Source organism: Ferdinandcohnia sp. FSL W7-1320 (genome assembly GCF_038050315.1).
GTDB lineage: Bacteria > Bacillota > Bacilli > Bacillales > Bacillaceae_L > Ferdinandcohnia > Ferdinandcohnia aciditolerans.
Genome location: NZ_JBBPAM010000001.1, coordinates 699,992 through 718,141, shown reverse-complemented (window position 1 = coordinate 718,141; position 18,150 = coordinate 699,992). Strand labels below are relative to the sequence as shown.

General features: G+C 38.1%; 15 protein-coding genes. All 15 read right to left on the bottom strand.

Going from position 1 to position 18,150, the window contains the following annotated elements:
* Positions 1 to 91: 91 nt before the first annotated feature.
* Positions 92 to 1,612 (bottom strand): histidine ammonia-lyase, encoded by a 1,521-nt coding sequence (hutH, locus tag NST91_RS03530; protein ID WP_341330034.1) that lies wholly within the window; start codon positions 1,610 to 1,612, stop codon positions 92 to 94.
* A 281-nt stretch (positions 1,613 to 1,893) separates the two neighbouring features.
* Entirely contained in the window at positions 1,894 to 2,298 is a 405-nt protein-coding gene (locus NST91_RS03525) for a hypothetical protein (protein ID WP_341330033.1), read from the bottom strand.
* 3 nt (positions 2,299 to 2,301) lie between these two features.
* Complete coding sequence (locus NST91_RS03520; RefSeq protein ID WP_341330032.1) at positions 2,302 to 3,699, bottom strand: sensor histidine kinase; 1,398 nt, start codon at positions 3,697 to 3,699, stop codon at positions 2,302 to 2,304.
* Positions 3,696 to 4,367, bottom strand: coding sequence for a response regulator transcription factor (locus NST91_RS03515; protein ID WP_341330031.1), 672 nt, complete (start codon positions 4,365 to 4,367; stop codon positions 3,696 to 3,698). The genes NST91_RS03520 and NST91_RS03515 overlap by 4 nt, the downstream gene beginning before the upstream one ends.
* 52 nt (positions 4,368 to 4,419) lie before the next feature.
* Positions 4,420 to 6,540, bottom strand: a complete 2,121-nt coding sequence (locus NST91_RS03510; RefSeq protein WP_341330030.1) for an MMPL family transporter — start codon at positions 6,538 to 6,540, stop codon at positions 4,420 to 4,422.
* 1,465 nt (positions 6,541 to 8,005) lie between these two features.
* Positions 8,006 to 8,785: an aspartate dehydrogenase gene (gene nadX, locus NST91_RS03505; RefSeq protein WP_341330029.1), complete on the bottom strand. Its 780-nt coding sequence runs from the start codon at positions 8,783 to 8,785 to the stop codon at positions 8,006 to 8,008.
* 210 nt (positions 8,786 to 8,995) lie between these two features.
* The gene (locus NST91_RS03500) at positions 8,996 to 9,964 is read right to left on the bottom strand and encodes a tRNA dihydrouridine synthase (protein ID WP_341333477.1); all 969 of its coding nucleotides are present in this window, start codon (positions 9,962 to 9,964) and stop codon (positions 8,996 to 8,998) included.
* Between the two features lie 354 nt (positions 9,965 to 10,318).
* Complete coding sequence (gene arsC, locus NST91_RS03495) at positions 10,319 to 10,738, bottom strand: arsenate reductase (thioredoxin) (protein WP_341330028.1); 420 nt, start codon at positions 10,736 to 10,738, stop codon at positions 10,319 to 10,321.
* Between the two features lie 21 nt (positions 10,739 to 10,759).
* Positions 10,760 to 12,058: an arsenic transporter gene (locus NST91_RS03490; protein WP_341330027.1), complete on the bottom strand. Its 1,299-nt coding sequence runs from the start codon at positions 12,056 to 12,058 to the stop codon at positions 10,760 to 10,762.
* Positions 12,059 to 12,111: 53 nt separating this feature from the next.
* Complete coding sequence (locus NST91_RS03485; protein WP_341330026.1) at positions 12,112 to 12,408, bottom strand: ArsR/SmtB family transcription factor; 297 nt, start codon at positions 12,406 to 12,408, stop codon at positions 12,112 to 12,114.
* 288 nt (positions 12,409 to 12,696) lie between these two features.
* Entirely contained in the window at positions 12,697 to 13,194 is a 498-nt protein-coding gene (locus NST91_RS03480) for an arsinothricin resistance N-acetyltransferase ArsN1 family A (protein WP_341330025.1), read from the bottom strand.
* Between the two features lie 214 nt (positions 13,195 to 13,408).
* Positions 13,409 to 14,254 carry a creatininase family protein gene (locus tag NST91_RS03475; RefSeq protein ID WP_341330024.1) on the bottom strand — a complete coding sequence of 282 codons (846 nt, stop codon included), beginning with the start codon at positions 14,252 to 14,254 and terminating at the stop codon, positions 13,409 to 13,411.
* A 50-nt stretch (positions 14,255 to 14,304) separates the two neighbouring features.
* Positions 14,305 to 15,690: an MFS transporter gene (locus NST91_RS03470; protein WP_341330023.1), complete on the bottom strand. Its 1,386-nt coding sequence runs from the start codon at positions 15,688 to 15,690 to the stop codon at positions 14,305 to 14,307.
* 355 nt (positions 15,691 to 16,045) lie between these two features.
* Positions 16,046 to 16,804 carry a helix-turn-helix domain-containing protein gene (locus NST91_RS03465; RefSeq protein ID WP_341330022.1) on the bottom strand — a complete coding sequence of 253 codons (759 nt, stop codon included), beginning with the start codon at positions 16,802 to 16,804 and terminating at the stop codon, positions 16,046 to 16,048.
* Between the two features lie 76 nt (positions 16,805 to 16,880).
* The gene (locus tag NST91_RS03460) at positions 16,881 to 18,146 is read right to left on the bottom strand and encodes an amidohydrolase family protein (RefSeq protein ID WP_341330021.1); all 1,266 of its coding nucleotides are present in this window, start codon (positions 18,144 to 18,146) and stop codon (positions 16,881 to 16,883) included.
* Between the last annotated feature and the right edge of the window lie 4 nt (positions 18,147 to 18,150).

Sequence of the window (18,150 nt, the reverse complement as noted above, 5' to 3'; positions counted from 1 at the left end):
CGTTGCCACAAGACGTAGCGTTTTTAGTCTTTAATCCTATGCTCGAAAAATTTCCGCTGAAAAATCGAGGCATCCGCCGGAGGCTTTAACGTTATTCAGTAGAAGTAGGGGACTTCTGATGATTAAAATTAAAAGTTCCTGTCTTTAACCAGTGATTCATTGCTTCTATATCCTTAGAGAACACGCGGTCTTCGGAAATATACGGCACGACTTTTCTACCATTTTCTAAAAATGAACTTGTTGCGGATGCCAATTTTTCTTTTCCCCGAATTTCAGCTGCCTGCATACTACAAATGGCCTCGATTGCTAATACACGTCGCGTATTTGTGATGACTTGATATGCGTGTCTTGATCCAATTGTCCCCATGCTCACGTGATCCTCTTGGTTTGCTGATGAAGGAATCGAATCTACACTAGCTGGATGCGCCAAAGTTTTATTTTCTGATACAAGTGATGCTGCGACATACTGCATGATCATTGCACCTGATTGTAAACCAGGTTCAGGACTTAAAAATGGCGGTAGGTCATTCAGTTGCGGATTAACTAAACGCTCGATTCGACGTTCAGAAATATTGGCTAGTTCCGCTACTGCAATCGCCAAGAAATCCATGGCAAAAGCTATCGGTTGTCCGTGGAAGTTCCCCCCTGATAAAACCTTTTCACCATTATCAAAGATTAATGGATTATCAGTAGCAGCATTCATTTCTATTTCTAATTTTTCTCTAACATAGTTTAATGTTTGCCATGTTGCTCCGTGCACTTGTGGGATACAACGGATTGAATAGGCATCTTGAACGCGGATTTCACCTTGTCTTGTTGTTAAAGAGCTATCGGAAAGATGAGCACGAATACGTTCAGCTACATCTATTTGTTCTTGATAACCACGTGCAAGCTGAATATCTTCATCAAATGCATCAATAATTCCGCGCAACGCTTCAATAGTTAGAGAGGCAATCAATTCTGTTTGATAGGCTAACTTTTCTGCTTCCAGATATGCAACTGCCCCCATCGCTGTCATTGCCTGTGTTCCATTGATAAGCGCTAACCCTTCTTTGGCTGTTAATGTGATCGGAAAAATAGATTCCTTTGTTAACGCCTGAATCGCAGATGTTTTCTCTCCTTTATAAAAGACCTCACCCTCCCCGATTAAAACAAGAGCCAAATGTGAGAGTGGTGCTAAGTCCCCGCTCGCACCAAGCGATCCTTGTTGTGGAATGACCGGATGAATGCCAGTATTCAGTAAATCAAGCAATCTATCAATCACGACTGGACGTACACCTGAAAACCCTTTCAGCAATGCGTTTGCTCGAAGAAGGAGCATCGCACGTGATACAACCTCTGGAAAGGGTTCGCCAATTCCACAAGCATGAGAACGAATTAAATTTAGTTGCAACGCCTCTACATCGTCTTTATCGATAAACACATCACTAAACTTCCCAAACCCTGTTGTAATGCCATAAATAATTCGTTCCTCAGCCACAATTTTTTCAACTGCTTTTCGACTTTCTTGGACTTTTCTCATACTCTCTTCAGAATAATTAACTTTTTCACCTTCATATAAAACTCTTTGTACCTCTTTAAAAGTTAGTGTTTGACCAGTTAATGTAACCATCTGTTTGTCTCCCCTCAATTCGCTTTAGTCCGGTAAAGAGCCAATAAAAAAGGGAGCTATATGATGAAAGCCACTAAAAAAATGACTTCATCATATAGCCCCCTATTAACTAAAATACTATGGGCGAATGATATGTGATTGATTTTAACTATACAAAATAACGATTCACTTGTTTAAGTATCTATAAAGCTCTAGATTCTAATAACTAATTTCAGTATATGCACTTTTATTTCCAGCGTCAACCAGCATTTTTAAGAATTGATAAAAAATTTTGATTAATATTAGAAATTTTTATTTTCCTGTTTATCAATAAGAAAAGTGATTGGCACAAATAGTAAAAAAGCAAGTAAAAGGAAGGTTCCCCCCACAATAAAGAACACCATTACAAAGGTCTCATTAAGATTAAATGGATTAATATTGTACATCCACATACCTACCGTTAACCCTAGGGCACCTAACATTCCTAGGATACTGTGAATTGACACAAGTTTTTTGTATTTAATCGTATATACCTTATAAAAAATTCCCCAAGCAAACACTGATAGCCAGCCTACTAATAGAATATGAGCATGAATAGGTCTCAACGAATAATCCATATTTCCAGACATATGAGAGCCTAGAAAAGTACCGATTATACCGAATATCGCTGAAAATCGAATGAGCCGTATACTCCAAGTTTGTTCCATTATTTATTCCTCCATTTCCCCAATCATGTTAGGAAGTATAATTGTGAAGGTTGTTCCCTCGGCAACCTTACTGTCAACCTTGATTTCTCCTCCATGCAGGTCAATTATTTGTTTAACGATTGATAAACCAAGTCCTGTGCCGTCCCTTTTTCTAGATGAATCTACTCGGTAAAAACGTTCAAAAATTTGAGAGACGGCGTCCTTCGACATACCAATTCCTGTATCTTTCACAATGACCTTAATGAAAAATTCGCTTCTTGATAAGTTAATCCAGATATTTCCTCCTTGTGTATTATACTTAATCGCATTTGTTAGTAAGTTGTCCCAAACATTGCTCATAAGTTCTGCATCAACTTTTGTCCGAATAAAAGGCAATTTGTACGAGACTTCAATTTCCTTTTCTTGTAGTCGCCACTGATACCTACGGATGGTTTGTTTAATTTGTTCATCCAATTGGACCTCTGTAATCTTCATCGGGTATGCTTTTTGATCAAGAGATGTTAACAACAAGAGTTGTTTTGTTAGATTTGAAAGCCGCTTTGATTCGTGATCAATAATCTGTAAGTATTCTTTAGAATCTCGTTCATTTACGTTTTGTGACAGTAAAAGCTCTGCATATCCCTGAATATTCATAAGTGGGGACTGAAAGTCATGTGACACATTATTGATAAAGGATTTCCTCGCTTCATCATTATGCTGTAACTGCCTCTGCATCGTATTAAAGCTTTCTACTAATTGTCCAATCTCATCATTACGATCAATCGGTAGTGGATAATTAAAATTCTCCCGTGTAATCTCTTTGGTCGCTTCCGTTAACTTAGTAATCGGCTGGATCAGATGCTTTGCAAACAGAATTACCCCACTAATACTAACAATCGTTACCGCTACAAAAAACCACGCTAATATCATATGAATATCTGAAAAAAGTAATTTATTGTTAGGACGGATAAATAAACCGTATTGTTTCCCATTCATTGTGAATGGAACACCTACCGTATTCTCTACAGTATTTGAGAAGTGTCCCATCATTAAAAACTTATGGGAAAATGCATTCATACCATGGTAAACTTCCTTCTTAGAAAGAACCTTCTTGGCTTCTTGTGGAAGATCCGTTTTTGTAAAAGGCTTACCAAAATAAGCTTCTTTACCTGATTCGTTTACCACATATATCTGATACCCCAGGTTTCCAATCGATTCCAAGAATGGCTCGAAGGAGGAGCTATCCGAATGCATACTCTCAAGGGTTAATGTAATTCTTTGTGCAATCTCTACATTCTGCTGATCAATCTTCTGTTTTGTCGATGTCATGTAAATAAAATTTGCGATGATCATACCTACAATGACACTTATCATTAAAATCAATAGCGTAGCCACAATGAATTTCCGATATAAAGTCTTCATTTCGTTTCCTCTAGCTTATAGCCAATTCCGCGAACCGTTTGAATTTCCACTGATGCATCGTATTTTTTTAAACGCTCCCGGATACGATTTATATGAGTATTTAGAGTTTGTTCTCCACCTTCATAATCAACACCCCATACTTGTTCCACCAGAATGGATCTAGGCGTAACCTTATTTGCCCGTGATGCTAATAAGCTTAATACTTCAAATTCCTTTAAAGGCGGAAGGACTGTCTCATGATTTATATTTAATTCGAAATTTTTTCGATCTATCATGAGATTTCCTACTTTTATTACAGTTTCCATGGCACGTTCGACACGCCTTAACACAACGGTAACACGGAATAGAAGTTCCTTCACCTCAAAAGGCTTAACAATATAGTCTTCAGAACCAGATAAGAAGCCTTGTTCTTTATCATCGATTTGACCTTTAGCCGTAAGCAATATGACAGGGATATCATAGTCGTTCGCCAAAATCTTGGTCAATTCAAATCCATCCATTCCAGGCATCATCACATCGACAATCGCCAAATCAACTGTTTTCTCCTCTAACAAATCTAATGCTTCTTCGGCATGATTAGCTCGATATACTTGATAGCCTTCTCGGCTCAAATGGATCGATACTAGCTGTTGAATATAGACATCATCATCTACAACAAGAATCTTCATAATGCGAACCTCCTAAAAAGTAAAATACGAAGGAAGCCCTTTGTATTTTATTTTACTGTCTATTATGCGATGCTTGCTTGTCTTTTTCAAATAACAATACCAAAGCTGGTAATAGCATTCCACGAACTAGGAAAGTATCAATCAAGATTCCAATCGAAACGATGAATCCAAATACGAATAGATCGGCAATTGGCATCGTTGTTAGCGCTGCAAAGGTTGCAGCTAGAATGATACCAGCAGATGAGATTACTCCACCCGTATTACGAATCGCAACTTCAAGAGCATCTTTAACGCGATGAGTTTTCCTTTCCTCTATAAAACGTGAGGCAAGGATAATGTTATAATCGATACCTAATGCCACAAGGAAGATAAAAGCATATACCGGAACCCGAGTGCTTAATGCATCATATCCAAACAAGATATCGACAAGGAAAATACCAAGCCCCAAAGCAGATACATAGGACAGTAAAATGGTTGCCATCATATAAATTGGCATTTTCATTGAACGAGTTAGGGCAAATAAGAGTATGAGTATTAGTAATGTTTCAAGTATCGCAATTGTAAAGATATCTCTCGTATTCACATCCAGTTCATCTACTAGCTTTGCAGTCACTCCACTATAGTATGCATCTCCTGGTATGGAAAGGTCCTTCAATAGATTTGGTGTATCTTCACGCAAATCTTTAATGATTGTCATAGATTCTGTAGAATATGGATTCGTTGCTAAGACAACACTTAATTTTAATGCCTTAGAGTCTTCAGATTGTGCAGTCATTCGAACAGTTGCAATTTCATCGTATTCTTGTAGTTTTTCTGTAAAAGTTGTTACTTGCTCTGGGGCTATTGCTTTATCACTTTCAACTAACAATGTTGTAGGTGCTAGTTCCCCTTTATCATATCTTGTCTCTACAACTTCATAACCTACTCGAGAAGGTAAATCCTCAGGGAACTTTTTGACAGTATCAAATTCAAAATCAAGATTAAATATATTTAATGCAGTAATGAGAAGGAAAACACCAACAATGCCTCCAGATAAACCTGGTTTATTCACCACAAACTTAGCAATTGGTCCCCAAATTCCATGTTTTATTTCTTTTTCTTGGCCATACTTTGGAACTTTTGGCCAAAACGCTTTACGACCGAAAAGTGTAAATAAAGCTGGAACCAATGTGATCGATGCTAACATAATAAAGAACATTGCAAGCCCAAATATAGGAGCAAAGTTTTGATAGTCACGGAAATCAGCAAAGAATAAGATTAGCATAGCTGCTAATACTGTTCCTCCAGCAAAAAATACCGGTTCCCCAGTTGCACGCATTGCAAGTTTCATAGCTTCATATTTACTTTCAACTTTGTTTAGTTCCTCGCGGTAACGAGAGAATACAAATAGTGAATAGTCAATCACTGCAGCAAAAAGTAAAATACTCATAATTGAGGTTGTGGAGTTATTAATTTCTAACCCACCCGCTCCTAGTAATGCAACACTTTGATTCACAACCTGATAAACAATCGCTGTTGCTAGAAGAGGTATAAATGCAAGTAATGGCGAACGGTAAATGGCAATAAGTAATATTAAAATAATACCTATCGTTGCAAGTAATAACACCACATCCGCTTGTTCAAATAACTTGAGTGTGTCCCCAGCTATCCCAGCTGGACCAGTGATATAAAAGGACATATTATCAAACTGCTCTGCCAGCTTATTGCCTACCTCAGAAGCCTTGTCATTTATTTCGGCAAATTCACTATTGCCAAGGCCCTGTTCTAATTCCATCGGCACAATCATGGTTGTACCATCTTCAGAGATAAAGCCCGATAACGCTTGAGGTGGAAGCGCGCTTATATCAAGGATGGTCTCAATTCCTTTAATATCTTCTGCTGCGATTCCATTTAGTATTTGTGTGACCTCATCGGTATTAATGTCCCCATTTTCATTATGGAATACAAGGATTCCCGGTGTCCCTTGCTCATTTGGGAATAGCTCTTCTGTCTTTTTCTCAGCTATGATCGATTGTGCTTCATCAGGAAGCGATTGAAAATTACTTACTTTATAATCGGCAAGCCTTGGTCCCGCACTTAATCCGACCATCAAGACGAGCCAAGCTATAATCGTAATCCACATCCCACGTTTACTTGAAACCCAATCTGTAATTGGATATAACAGTTTCCTCAAAATGTAAAACCTCCTTTAATACCTTTCGAATATGATCTTACTAATCGAACATAAATTTAATATCAACTTTTGTTTACATTTGTCGAGAAACTGGGTGGTGCCTGCGTGAGGGAGTGTGTATCTTCGGACAATATGATGGCAAATCTGGGCATGGGTGTATGGAGGTTGGTGATCTTCGGATTGGGATAGTACTATCCGCGCGGGCGTGTCTGAAGGTGAGAGGCTTCGGACAAGCGAAGGCAATATCTGCGCTTTGGTGTCTGAAGTTCATCTAGCTTCGGACTCGGGGAGGTACAATCAGTGCGGGGATGTCGGAAGTTGATCTGTCTTCGGACAAGGGTTAGCACAATCAGTGCGGGCGTGTCCGAAGTTGAGCTTTCTTCGGACTCGGGGCGGCACTTCCCGCGCGGGTGTGTCCGAAGTTTACCCAGCTTCGGACTCGGGGTGGCACTTTACGCGTGGGCTTGTCCGAAGTTTACCCGTCTTCGGACTCGGGGTGGCACTTTCCGCGCGGGCGTGTCTGAAGTTTAGCTATCTTCGGACAAGCGAAGGTAAAATCAACGCCGGCGTGTCCGAAGTTTTCCCATCTTCGGACTCGGGGTGGTACTATCCGCGCGGGCGTGTCTGAAGTTTAGCTATCTTCGGACAAGCGAAGGTAAAATCAACGCCGGCGTGTCCGAAGTTTACCCATCTTCGGACTCGGGGTGGCACTTTACGCGCGGGCGTGTCCGAAGTTTACCTATCTTCAGACTCGGGGCGGCACTTTCCGCGTGGGCTTGTCCGAAGTTTAACCATCTTCGGACTCGGAGAGGTACTATCCGCGCGGCGTGTCCGAAGTTGAAGTAACTTCGGACAGTCGTTGAGAGGGATTCAGCAACTTTTCTTCGGCTCTGTTCCTCTTCATACGCTCGATGAAGGGGATTCAGCTACTTTTCTTCGGCTCTTTTCCTCTTCATTCACTCGTTGAAGGGGATTCAGCAACTCTTCATCGGCTCTTTTCCTCTTCATAAGCTCAATGAAAGGGATTCAGCAACTTTTCTTCGGCTCTTTTCCTCTTCATAAGCTCGATGAAGGGGATTCAGCAACTTTTCTTCGGCTCTTTTCCCCTTCATACGCTCGATGAAGGGGGTTCAGCAACTTTTCTTCGGCTCTTTTCCTCTTCATAAGCTCAATGAAGGGGATTCAGCAACTTTTCTTCGGCTCTTTTCCTCTTCATACGCTTGATGAAGGGGGTTCAGCAACCTTTCTTCGGCTCTTTTCCTCTTCATAAGCTCAATGAAGGGGATTCAGCAACATTTCATCAAACCTTCTCCTCTTTATACGCTCGATAAAGCGAAGGCAATAGCAGCAGGGGTTGTCTATTGCCTTTTCAAAATATACCCTTCTTTTTGTATCAAAAATAGTAAAAAAAGAGCGAACCTTAAAGACACGCTCCATCAAAAATAGGATATTTTTAAACTCTAATTTAACCACCAATTCTTAGTTTCCCATTTATTCTTTTTAATGTGCCCAGAATACTCATAGCCGCTAAATAGCTCGTCTTTGGATTTTCCGGGAGTGGATGATTTGTGATAAAGAATGTTGCTTCGCCAAACTCGCCTGTTATGTCCACTTGATGTATGTTCTTTTCGATATGTGGATCAGCCACAAGGCACACTCTTGTCTTTTCTATCCCTACCCCAGCTAGTGACAGTAAAATAGAGATATTCATGTTTTTTGGAAATTGCTTAATTGCATCAATTGCTTTTCCTTCAAAAACAACCTTCGAATCTTGGATGTCCTCATCGATGAGCGAGTTGGCAGGTTTTCGAGTTGTCAACGAAACCCGCTTCACTTTACCTAGTGCGTGTGCATTTTGCAATAAGTCCAAACCGCCAATTGCACCAGACGGCAGATGAACGGTATACTTATGCTTTTTTACAGAATCACTAATTTCATTCAACAGTGCTTCATCTGCGAGTGCACCAACACTGATTACAACTACATCCTTTTTCTTGATAACTGACGGTAACAAGGACTTTACTGCCTGTATATTCGCTGCCTCCACAACAATATCGATTTCTGAATCAAGAAATGAGTTGAGATCAGTATACAATTTCACACCAAATTTTGACTCCAACAGCCGATATTTTTCTGTATCCCGTACCAAAACGCTTTTAATACGCAGATTATCAAGTTGATTTTGATTGATTTCTTTCAATAAAAAAGTAGCAACTGCCCCCGCCCCAATTAAACCGATATTCATAGTTGGCCTCCTTTCGTCTGTAATAGTAATCAGAAAAGACTATTAACCTCTTACTCTATCATAGGCAGTAAATGGTGCATTTTCCACGATAATGCCTTTCTATTGTTTACCTTCAAAGGAAAAAGCGATTAAAAGATAAGCTACTAAGCTTCCTTTAACAAAAATAAAGCTTGTAAAGATTCAATGTCTTTACAAGCTTTTTCGAATACATTATAGATCATTCTCTGACACAAAGTTATCAAGCAGTGCACGCACTTCATCTGTTGATTTTGTACTCATCAATTGATTTCTTAACTCACTCGCCCCGCGAAATCCCTTGACATAAATCTTAAAAAAGCGACGTAGTTGTCCCAAAGAACGCGATTGTAAGTGTGAATACTTGTCAAAAAGATCGAGATGCAATCTTAAAAGATCAAGCAATTCCTTACTGCTATGTTCTTTTGCCTCTTTTTCAAAGGCAAATGGGTTTGTAAAAATCCCGCGCCCAATCATAACTCCATCTACACCATATTGCTTAGCAAGTTTCATGCCCGTTTGACGGTCAGGAATATCTCCATTAATCGTTAAAAGCGTGTCTGGTGCCACCTCGTCACGAAGTTTCTTGATTTCCGGAATCAACTCCCAGTGCGCATCAACTTTGCTCATCTCCTCTCTTGTACGCAAATGAATGGATAAATTAACAATATCTTGTTTCAAGATGTGTGTTAGCCAGTCGCGCCATTCATCAACTTCCTCGTAACCAAGCCTTGTCTTCACGCTAACAGGCAGTCCTCCCGCTTTTGCCGCTTGGATGATTTCAGCTGCAACTTCCGGACGGCGGATGAGACCGCATCCCTTTCCATTATCTACGACATTATCAACTGGACACCCCATATTGATATCGATCCCCCGAAATCCTTCTTCAGCCATACCAATACTCATTTTTCGAAAGTGTTCGGGCGTGTCTCCCCAAATGTGAGCCACAATTGGTTGTTCATCTTCAGTAAACGTCAAACGCCCGCGTACACTTTGCTGCCCCTCTGGATGACAATAACTATCCGTGTTCGTAAACTCTGTAAAAAACACATCAGGTCTACCAGCTTTACTTACTACATGTCGGAAAACAACATCCGTCACATCTTCCATTGGTGCAAGTATAAAAAACGGCCTTGGTAGATCACGCCAAAAATTATCTTTCATAGTCAAACTCAAATCCTCTCTATATCAACACGATGTCAAACTTTCATCCGAAAGTTACACTCAGAAATGTTCATGCTTCATTTATAGCAATGGCATTCATAAATCCTTTTTATCAAACTATAATAACTTTTAAAATTATAAACTTTACTATATCAAATTTAAAGCGTAAAGAAAATCGGGTAAAAAAAGGTAGGTTTGGGAGGGGGTGTTCGAAGATACTGATTGGTTATTTACATCAATAAACTGGGGATATTAATGCATAGATTGCCTAGATAATAGACAACATTAATTATGCATTCATATCCTCCTATCTTTCAAATACCAACGGAAATTTGGTAGTTCCTCTAGTGGTTCTTATTCACCTGTTTCAGCAAATCGTTGAATTCTTTCACCAATTTGGTCACGCACTCGTTGGAACACTGCCCATTTCTCCTCTTCCATACCTTGAGCTTTCGCAGGATCATCGAATCCCCAATGATCACGTCTAACATGTGGTGGTGTCGTTGGACACTTATCAGCAGCATCTCCACATAAAGTTACGACAAAATCAGCATGGTTTAGGATTTCAGGGTCAATTATGTCTGAAGTTTGATTGGAAATATCAATACCAATTTCGTTCATCGCTTTTACTGCATTAGGATTCAAACCATGCGCTTCAATTCCTGCACTTAATACGTCCCACTCTTCTCCTAGATACTTTTTCCCCCACCCTTCAGCCATTTGGCTTCTGCATGAGTTACCAGTACATAAAAAGTAAATTGTTTTTTTAGACATAAACGAAGTCTCCTTTGTTGTTTAATGAATAATAAGTAACCAGATATATAATCCAACTAGAGTAATGAACAAAGTCGGAATGGTTAAAATAATACCAGTCTTAAAGTATGTTCCCCACGAAATCTTAACACCTTTTTGTGAAAGTACATGTAGCCATAATAGCGTTGCAAGAGAACCAATTGGTGTAATTTTTGGACCTAAATCTGAACCAATAACATTCGCATAGATAAGAGCTTCTCTTATTACACCGCTTGTATTTGTATCTGCAATTGCTAGAGCATCTATCATGACAGTCGGCATGTTATTCATAACAGATGACAGAATCGCTGCAATGAATCCCATTCCGATTGTTGCCGCGAATAATCCTTGATCAGCTGTAAACTGAATTAGGTTTGCTAGGATATCTGTAAGCCCAACATTTCTTAACCCATACACAACTACATACATTCCTATTGAGAAAAACACGATAGCCCACGGAGCACCTTTTACTACTGTACGTGTATTCACGGCTGAACTTCTCCTAGCCATGAAGAGGAAGAAGATTGCCACAATACTTGCGATAATTGATACAGGAATTCCTGTAAATTCACTTGCAAAGTATCCAATAAGTAGTATCCCTAACACAATCCAAGATAATCTGAACATCTTCAGGTCACGAATCGCTTCTACTGGCTTTTTCAATTGAGTCATATCATAATTCTTTGGAATGCTCTTACGGAAAAATAGATATAAGACCAAAATACTTGCTGCTAACGAAAAGAGATTGGGAACAATCATTCTTGATGCAAACTCTGCAAAACCAATTCCAAAAAAGTCTGCTGAAACAATATTTACTAAGTTACTAACGACAAGTGGCAGAGATGTCGTATCTGCAATAAATCCACTAGCTATAATAAATGGGAATATCATTTTTTCATTGAAGTTTAGATTTCGAACCATCGCTAATACGATTGGAGTTAAAATTAATGCTGCTCCGTCGTTAGCAAAGAATGCAGCTACTAATGCACCTAAAATAGATACATACACAAACATTCGAACTCCATTTCCTTTCGCGGCTCTTGCCATGTGTAAGGCTGACCACTCAAAAAATCCGATTTCATCTAGTATTAATGAAATGATAATAATAGCAACAAACGCTAGAGTTGCGTTCCAAACAATGGATGTAACATCGATTACATCTTTAAAATCCACTACTCCAACGATTAGAGCTAAGACAGCTCCACCACATGCAGACCAACCAATGGATAAACCTTTGGGTTGCCATATAACCGAGACTAGTGTAATTAAGAAAATAACTGAAGCTAAAATTACTGATATCAATAGATAACCTCCTACTACTTACTTAGATGTATTAGAATACTCCTGTTGCATACTTAACAATCGCATTTAATAATTACGATTTCTTGCAATTGATCGATAATAGACTGAATATATGGAGGTAAATCATCATTTAATCGATAATGTTTCCAAGTACCAGAGGGTCTTTCAAGAACAATTCCAGCATCCTTCAACTTTTTCAATTGTTGACTAACCGCTGGTTGAGAAATATTTAAAACATCGACAAAATCACAAACACATACTTCCCCTTTTTTAAGGCATGATAATAGCTTTAATCTGTTGGGGTCACTCACAGCTTTTAGCTGTTTAGCCATTAATTCAATGTTCTCCAAATCAGTCTTCTCCTTCCTACATAAAGATCCGCCTATATAACCTTTTACTTATATAATATTTTGCTTATATAAAAATCGCAACTCTTATTTTAAATGCATATCAATCAATTACTAAACACGTCAAATCTATCTTTCCTAATTAGTATAAATGCCTTACATTCTTTGATTCACACTTGACCAATAATTTCTCTTTGATTTTGAGTAGATGCTTGCATATTGCATGATAAAAAAATAACCAATCCATACATTTCAGACTGGTCATTACACATAAATTGCTTTCTCATCCTACTAAACTAACAGTTTCTCCATTGCCATTACATCAATAAATTGATCACCGATTTTCCCCTGACTTTTAAAGACGCCTACTTCCCGAAATCCACTTTTTTTATAAAGTCCTTGACCAAGTTTATTAAACGGAAAAGTAAATAAGACAATTTTGTGAAATGCGTTTTCCTTAGCCAACTTCTCGATTGTGGAAAGTAATTTTCCTCCTATACCTCTTCCACGATCATCTCTTCTAACATAGACAGATAAATCAGCAACCCCATCATATGCAGATCGACTATTATACTGATTAAGACTTGCCCATCCAACAATTTCTCCCTCAACTTCGGCAATTATGACCTTAAAACGTCCAGTATGTTGATGAAACCAGGCAAGCATAAAAGCCTTATCTTTTGTAGAAGTTTCCAAAGTTGCAATTCGATCCTCAATTCCCTCATTATAAATTGAAAGGATATCATCAATATCGTTAATAGAAGCGATGCGGATAATGATATTTCTCATAAAAAGTTTCCTCCCCAACAGCTCGGTTTTTCTTATAGAATATAACTTAAATACTTGTAATTTGAAACTGTAATTTTGTACAATTCCTCACTCCATTTGTTACTAAATTAGACTTTAATAACCAGAGAGATAAAACAAAACTGCTAACGGGATATAAAATACTCATAAATCTCCAACAAAAAAACGAGAAAATGAATTCTCGTTTTTATCTAAATTATAACCATTCACCGTATTTTGGTAGACTGTCGTTTTGTGTATACTCATCTGTTTTTCGTAAAAGGTCAACAATTGTTGGCAAATCCAATTTTTCAATAAACTCTTCAATTGCAAGAACGCCTGAATGAGCTAATTCTTCACGATGTTCTTCAGATGTAATGAGTGGTGTTGGTAGATGGTCAGACGCTTGATCAAAGTATGAACCAATTGCCCCTGATTGCAGTGCATATTTACCAAGTGCATTTCCCGGGTTTTTACTCATGCCCTTTAACATACTCTGTACATCATAGGTTACTGAGTTTGACTCTGGAACATTCATCGGAACATCTTCTAATCTACCTAGTATTTTGTATGCCCCAATGCTAATATCATTGAATTTCTCCATAAACGAAAAACTTAAATCTTCAACACTATCAGTTGCTTTAATCATGTCAATATAAAGGATTGGTACTTTTGTTTCCTCAAAGAAATCACGAACCATTCCGCTTAATGTTATGTGTGCAGGACCATGACAAGTAACATATACCTGTCTTCTAAAACCCTGTTTTAAAAGTGATTTAGCTATTGCTTCTAAATATCTCATACCCTCTTTAACACTTATATTAACGGTCCCGCGAGCCATCGCTGTCCCACCAGCGAAAAAATAGGGCAGGTTGTGAAGAACGAGGCCATCTGTCGCCTCTGCCATTTTTAACGCAAGTGCTTCCGCAATTACCGTTTCCGTATCAAGCGGTAGTGCTCCGTGCGTTTCTGTTACACCAACAGGTACAAAAATCAGATCATTTTGTTGCAGGTATTCTTCAACTTCCCCGTTTGTGCATTTAGATAGGAACCGAGTTCTCATCGAATAACATCCCCCTTAAAAATTATAAATGTATATATTTACTAGATTTTTCATGAGTTTTGAGCTCTTCTTTGTTTTAATGTAGAGTACATTTCTTGAGCTCTAGTGGTATTCAAGTTGAAAATTAACGCAATACCGATAAGCATTAAGAGAAAAGACAAAATAGGTAATCCGTTATACATACGTAAAACACCTTCTGCTACTTCTTGGGTTTGAGAAGTTTGTCCAGACACAAACCCGACCCAACCTAAAGCATAACTACCCAGTGCAGAACCAACACCCATACCTACTTTACGTGAGAATGAATAAATGGAGTAAAGTGTTCCATCATATCGTTTGCCAGTTTGAAGTTCTGTAAAATCTAAACAATCTGTAACAAGTGCCCATACAATCATAATAAAGACCATATTTGCGATTGTTGCAATATTATAGGCTACTATATAAACGTAAACATTCTCAATTATAAAGATTGTTAGGAGTGAAGAAGCAATTAAACTAAAGCTTGCCGTACTAATGACCATATTACGCTTACCAAACTTCTTAACTAGAGTAGGAACAAAAATAAACAATACCAGTGTAACTCCCATTTGTAAGAACGAGTTAATCGCAAATGCACCAGGATTTTTGTAGTATTCTGAGAACACAATTGCAGCTAATTGTGTAACACCATTAATCATAATTAATGAACCAACACTTGCTACCATCATCCCTAATAACTGTCGATTCTTTAAGGCAGCTTTTAAAGCATCTGTAAAGTTGTAATCAGGTTTAGTACCAACTGGTCTATCATCACGAATACGTTCTGTTGTTAATTTAACAAGTCCTGTATAAGCTAGAACGGAAAGAATACTGAATACGATAGAAATGTAAAAGAACATTTCAGGCACTAGATTCCCAGATTTATCATAGATAAACATAGGGACAAACGATAGAAACCCGATTCCAACAACCATTCCACCAATAGAACGAGCACGAGATAATTTTGTACGTTCAATTGGATCATCTGTAATAACAGCCGCTAACGAACCATAAGGAATTGAATCAGCTGTGTATGCGATTCCATAGAATAGATAAACAAATACGACCCATACATGAATTGCCGTTGATGACCAACTTGAGACGTCTGCAAATGAAATTAAAATGGATGCTGCAAGTAACCATTTCGATATGTTAATATACGGTAAAAATTTATCGCCGCTTTTTCCTAATCTCCATCTATCAGGAATACTTCCCATCACAACATCTGTAAATGCATCAAATATTCGAGCAACTAAAAACAATGTTCCCATGAAATAAGGACTTACTCCCAATACTGAGGTGGTGAATAAAAGGAAAAACGAGCCAATGTAAAGGTTTGCAAATCCTCCACCAACATCCCCTAGCATATATCCAAATTGATCACGGAAACCAAATTTTCTAACCTGTTTCTTTTCCATGTTTTAACCCCCAATGTAAATGAAATAATGGATTTATTACTTTTAAATTTAATTTCAATGCTGCAATAACTTAACTTGAGAAGAGTAAGGCTTTAATTATCCAGATTTTCAACTTATGATGATATCTCATTATATTTGTTTACTATACAAACTAATAGTTTGATCCATTCATCTATATACTAAACTTTCTTTCATCATCCTCCTTCATAATAATGAAAGCGTTTAAAATATTAATATATTAGAATTTTAACTCAAAATCCCGAATTACTTTTGCAATAATATTGCATCCTTTTACACTATCATTGCATGAAATAAAAAAAGCCTTTTATCAAATTTTTCAAATGATAAAAGGGCTTCACTTACTATTTTTTTGTTTATACTCTTTTGGGGTTACGCCTACTTCCTCTTTAAAAACGCGAGAAAAGTATTGTTGATTTTTAAAACCTACAATAAAGGTGATTTCTATCAGTGAAAGATTAGAATTAGTCAATAACTCCTTCGCTTCCTTAATCCTTACCAAATTTCGATAATGACTGATTGTCATCCCTTTTTCTTTTTTGAAAGCACGCATTAAGTGGGAAGAATGTACATGTAGCTTTCGGGATATGTCCTCAATCGATATATCCTCTGAGAAGTTCATCTTTATAAAATGCTCAGCTTTCTCAGCAATTGTTGCCTTTTCAAATTCGATAAAACGAATTGAAGGGTCTGAGTACTCCTCTAGCATTTTTTTATGAATCTCTTCTAGTTCAAGTGTAGACTTGGCGTTCTCAATCATAATTGCATATTTTTCAGAAAGGTAATGACATTGCCATGCGCTCAAGCCACCTTTTTCTGCTGAATAGCTGTAGAGCGTATTATGCGATAATAATATGTTTTTAAATGCACGTAATTTATTCCTTGGAACTCTTTTAAAAATATCTAGTGTGTCAGTTTCTTCACTTAGAAACTCATTAAATTCACTTATGGATCGGACAACAGATTCCTGTTCTCCTTTTCGAATGGATTGTAATAATTCTTCCCGATATTTGTGTCCTGATTCAATAATTTCATGCTTTGTTTTATTCTTATCTAAATCATTGTTTATTTGATTTTCTGGGTCATCCCTTTTCATTTTCCCATCACCTCACTACAAATGGGCTAGTTACCTTCTTTAAGATCAAGTTGCTAGAACACTCCATCGTGTAAAATTACTTTTTTTCTAAAGAGCCTGAAGAAAATACACCTTTATGCAGAACAGCAGTACGCTTCGGCAACCTTGCTACAGCTTCTGCTGAACAGCTGGCAGATACGAGGACAGCAGTAGCTTCATCTCCAACCTTTGGCCAGATTTGATTCCCTTCTTTATCTAAAGGCGTCATGCCTCTAGTTGCTAGTGATAAAGCGCGTGATAAGTTAAATTCATTGCTCCAACCATATAATTGTGCTGCAAGATGTGCTTTCTGAAGGATATCTCCAATCCCAAACGGTGACCAATGGTCTGTAATACTATCATTTCCGAGTAGAACTTCTACTCCCTGCTTTTGAAAGAGTGGAATCGGCATAACCGTTTTACCAATCGGAACAGTTGAGGCAATTGAAATACCTAACGAGGCTAGGCGGTTTGCAAGCTCGATTCCTGATTCCTCCGACAATGCAGCTAGTGAGAATGCATGGCTAATTGTTACTTTTCCCTCTAGTCCAGCCTCTTCGGTTAAATCAGCCAATCTATTTATCGCTTTAATCCCTGTTTCCCCACCCTCATGAAGATGAATATCAATGCCTTTGTTATAGTCCACTGCGATTTGTACCATTGTTTCAAGAGACTTCTCCATGTTTCCATCAACAACGGTTGGATCAAGACCTCCTACATGTGTTACGCCAAGCTCCATTGCCTCTCGTAATAACCCATCTACATTGGAACGAAGCAATCCATGTTGAGGAAAAGCTACGATCTCATGTGAAATTTTATCTGAATAATTCTCTAAGGCAGCCTTTAATTTTTCGAGGTTTTTAAGCCCAACAGTTTGATCAATATTACAATGACTTCGAACATACGTTGAACCGTAGCTCAGGATTAGTTCAACTAATTTTTCCGCACGCTCTTGTGCCGTTGGTAGTAGCTTTGGCAGTATTTCCTCCTCTAATTCAATCATGTCAAAAATACTTTTTCGATTTGCCCCAGCCCTCCAAGGCCCCCCATAGTAGGTTTTATCTAAATGGATATGCATGTCCTTAAATGCCGGGAGGAGAAGCATTCCCATCGCATCATAGCAATCTATTTCTCTTCTATATGGTAGATGGGCATCTTGTATTTTCGTAATAATACCGTTTTCAATTTCGATATTTCGTAATTCTGTTTCAGTGGCGACAACCTGTCCATCTTCATACTTATATCCACTTTCTAATCGAACATTTAATAGCATATAGGCGTTCTTTTTATGTAGCTCTTCTTTGAACGTATTTCTAGCTTCCATTCGT